3 protein-coding genes are annotated in these 3,698 nt (G+C 59.3%); 1 reads left to right on the forward strand and 2 read right to left on the reverse strand.

Annotated features, from left to right (window positions below; translation table 11 throughout):
* Both M9890_15545 and M9890_15550 read right to left on the reverse strand, forming a co-directional pair.
* Positions 1-611, reverse strand: a 611-nt coding sequence (locus M9890_15545; protein MCO5178368.1) for a UbiA family prenyltransferase, incomplete at its 3' end; no start/stop codon positions are given.
* Positions 612-667: 56 nt separating this feature from the next.
* Positions 668-2,437: a carboxypeptidase regulatory-like domain-containing protein gene (locus M9890_15550; protein MCO5178369.1), complete on the reverse strand. Its 1,770-nt coding sequence runs from the start codon at positions 2,435-2,437 to the stop codon at positions 668-670.
* 275 nt (positions 2,438-2,712) lie between these two features.
* Between M9890_15550 and M9890_15555 the strand changes: the two genes are divergently transcribed.
* Positions 2,713-3,698: polyprenyl synthetase family protein (locus tag M9890_15555; protein MCO5178370.1), on the forward strand; the 986-nt coding region annotated here is incomplete at its 3' end.

Here is a 3,698-nt window from a genome sequence, read left to right on the forward strand (position 1 = left end):
GGCGAATAATCGTCGAGATTCCGCCGATGTGATCCGGCGTTCTCTTCCAGCAACAAGAGCTCGTGCCGTCGTTTGCCAAAAGCAATAAACAGCGCCAGCAGGACTATGCAGACATAGAGCCACGGACTGATCGGCACCGATATGACCACCGCCCCGCCGGCAGCCCGCAGCACAAAACCTCCGGCGATCGCAAACGCGTCGACGATGACGAGCTGTTTCAGTACCAAACTGTAGGTGATCATCAGCACGATGTAGCCAGCGACAATTAGCCCGAATTTTGGCGCAAGGAGGAACGCAAGCGGAAGCGCTAGCGCCAGCGCAGCAGCCGCGATGAAGCGTGCAACCAATGGAGAAACAGCACCAGAGGCGATGGGTCGGTTGCGCTTTGTGGGATGCAAGCGGTCCGATTCGACGTCGCGAAGATCGTTGATGACATACGTAGCGGAGCTGGCAAGACAGAATGCGATGAACGCGCCCAGCGACATGGCAAAGCGATGGCCATCGAGGAGCCGATGGTCAAAGACCAGTGCTGCGAAGACGATCGCATTCTTGGTCCATTGGCGGGGTCGAAGCAGCCTGAACAATGCAGCCAGAGACGGGCTCGATTCCACCGAGCCCGTCTCGTCCGGTTGACGCGTTTCGCTCGTTGTCGATTGATGCGAGGTATCTAGTTCGGCGCTATCCCACCGACGTGATACTCGTTGCTGGGGCTCCAGAGCAACCATCCGTTTCCACCGAAGTCGTCCGCTGCCTGAATCTGCGCGGCAACTTCAGCATCTCCGTACTCGATCCCCTCGCCATACGAGAAGTCCTGGAGCCACGGTCGCAACTTATAGGCTGCGTCAGGCACCTTCGCGGCACCGTTGACCAAACTGCTGTAGATGACGTCATAGGGATGGTTGTTCGGTATATCCAGCCCCAAGTCGCCAGGGTAGAAGTGCGACGGGTAGATCATCGGGCACACAATATCGACCAATGGTGCGATGGCCGCAAAGTTCTGTCCGATGCCGCCGTCTCCGTCATCCCACATCGTCAGGCCAAAGATGTCGACGGCGAGAAGGGATCCGGTCGGCTCAAGCGCCTGGTGCATCTGGCCGAGAAAGCCAGTGATCGCATCGAGGCGAGTTTCATCCGCGTATTGTGCGCCGTAGTCGGCATCCTCCAGTAGTCCGTCTGATGGGAACCGAATGTAGTCAAGCTGAATCTCGTCAAAACCGAGGTTCGCCGCCTCGACTGCGAGATCGATGTTGTACTGCCAAACCTCGCGCTCATGGGCATTGACCCAGGCAAGCCCGTTCCACGTCGTCCACAGGCCACCCGTTGTCACGTCATGAATCGCCAGGTCCGGTCGCGCCTCGGCAAGCAATGGATCCTCGAAGCAGACGATGCGAGCGATGGTGTAGATCCCGCGATCCTTCATCTCTTTCAGGCGCTGGCTGACATCGAACTTCGGGTTCTTGGCCCCGATCGTCGCGACCATCGGAACCTGCGTGTCGTAAAAGACCTGGCCAGTCGAATCCTTGAGGTCAAGGACGATAGCATTGACCGCGGTTGTGTCAGCGATCTGAAGCTTTTGTTCCCAGAGATCGTCGTTACCACCGACCGGGCCGCTCACGTAGATCGCCTTGATGCGGTTATCTTCGAGTTGCGCATCAAATTTCAGCGAGTCGTTCAGCTCGCCGGTGGCGTCCTTGAATCCGGTGCGGCTCACAGTGATCGTGCCCTCTTCAGGCACGCCCGGCACGCGATAGGTTCCATCGGCAGCCGTCGTCGCTGTCGCTTGTCCAACGGACACAACGGCACCAACAACCGGATTGCCACTTGTATCGGTGATGAGGCCAGTGAGCACATCGGGCCGGATCGCGAAGTCGAGCTTTGCGTCCTGCCCAACTGTCTCGGTCGCGACGGTTGCGCCTTCAAGCTGCACCGTCAGCGTGTCGCCCTCGCTGACATCCGCCAGCAGGTACCTGCCCTCAGCATCAGTCGTCGCGGCAACGCTCTGACCGTCAGCGCGCGTTAGCACAACGATGACGCCTGCCATCGCGTCACCTGATCGTGAGTTTGTCACCGTACCGGAAATCGTCGTTGGCCGGAGCAGCACCTCAATGTTGCTCTTCTTATCCTGTATCGCTACCTCGGCACCCGCGTAGTCTGGCCGCGTGATCGTGAGTACCTGCGCGGTCTCATCGTCGACGCTGAACTTGCCATCGTCGCCTGTCGTTGCCGTGGCGTTTGCGGTGGATACGGTCGCTCCAGCGACCGGCTTGCCGGTGTAGGCGTCTTTGACAATGCCAGATAACCCGGTCGGGTCGTCACCCTGGAATGCAAACGTCAGGAGGAAGCCAAGGAGCGGCAGAATCAGCAAGAGGCTGTACCACCAACTGATTGCTGGCCATGGACGTTGTCGTGGCCTGCCGAGCTGTCGATCGGGAATCAACCGGGTCCTCCTGCTAGTCGTCTGCAACAGGTACACTCTGACGGAGTGCAATCGCTTCCCGTACCACCGCAGTCGAGTTCAAGGTGTATTGCAGTGCAATTTCTCAGAGCGAAACCTGATCGTGGCACAGATTGCTCGGCAAAGTGTACAACGCCCTTCCAGACAGGCGACAACACGAGCAATTGTCAAAGGTTACGTGGTTGCCGCAATCGGAGCGCCTCGTATAATCCTCGCGGTGCAGGGGAGTCAGCGTAGCGCAACGAAACGTGGGGGGAATGACAGGCCTGGTCGACCGTAAGGACTCAGACAGCCCGCAGGTAGTAACGTCATTTGAGGATGTCATGCTCGCGATGCGTGACGACATGTCGCGCGTCGAGGAGCGAGTCCGACTCGCCGCTCAGGTCGAATACCCCGGATTGGGTCGCCTGCTCCAGGCGATTGTCGAATCCGGCGGCAAACGACTTCGCCCGCTCCTGCTGCTTCTGGCCGCCAAGCCGTTTGAGTACAACATTGAGCCACTCGTCCCGGCGGCGGCAGGCGTCGAACTCCTGCACACAGCCTCCCTCGTCCACGATGACACCATCGACACGTCGCAGCTGCGGCGCGGTCAACCGACGCTGAACTCGCTCTTTGATTCCGGCACGGTCATCCTGATTGGCGACTACCTGTTTGCCCAGTCGGCGATCCTCGCGGCGGCGACGATGAATCCGCGCGTAGTAGCAGTGTTCGCGTCATCTCTGGCCGACATCTGCGACGGTCAGCTTCGCGAAGTCTTCACCGCTCATCGTCTCGACCAGTCGACCGAGGAATATGCCCACCGCATCTACGGCAAGACTGCGTCGCTATTCGCGGGCGCGGCGGAGATGGGTGCCATCCTTGGCGAAGCGGACGAGGCCCAGATCCTGGCGATGCGCGGCTTCGGCGGCGATGTCGGCATGGCGTTCCAGATCATTGACGATGTGCTGGATCTGCGTTCAAGTGCCGACGTGACTGGGAAGACCGCCAATCTGGATCTGCGACAAGGCACGGTGACGCTGCCGACAATGCTCTATCGTCGCCGTATTTCCGGATCGCCCGAAGAGGATCTGCTGCAGACAGTCATTGACGGCAAGAATGTCACGGACGAGCACTACCTCGACCTGGCTCAACGCATCGAAGATTCCGGCGCAATTGACGAGGCTGTAGCGACCGCGCAGAACTATGTTCGTTCTGCGCTTGACCGACTCGCGTTTGTCCACGATGCACAGCTGCTGGCGTCGTT

Source organism: Thermomicrobiales bacterium (genome assembly GCA_023954495.1).
Lineage (GTDB): Bacteria > Chloroflexota > Chloroflexia > Thermomicrobiales > CFX8 > JAMLIA01.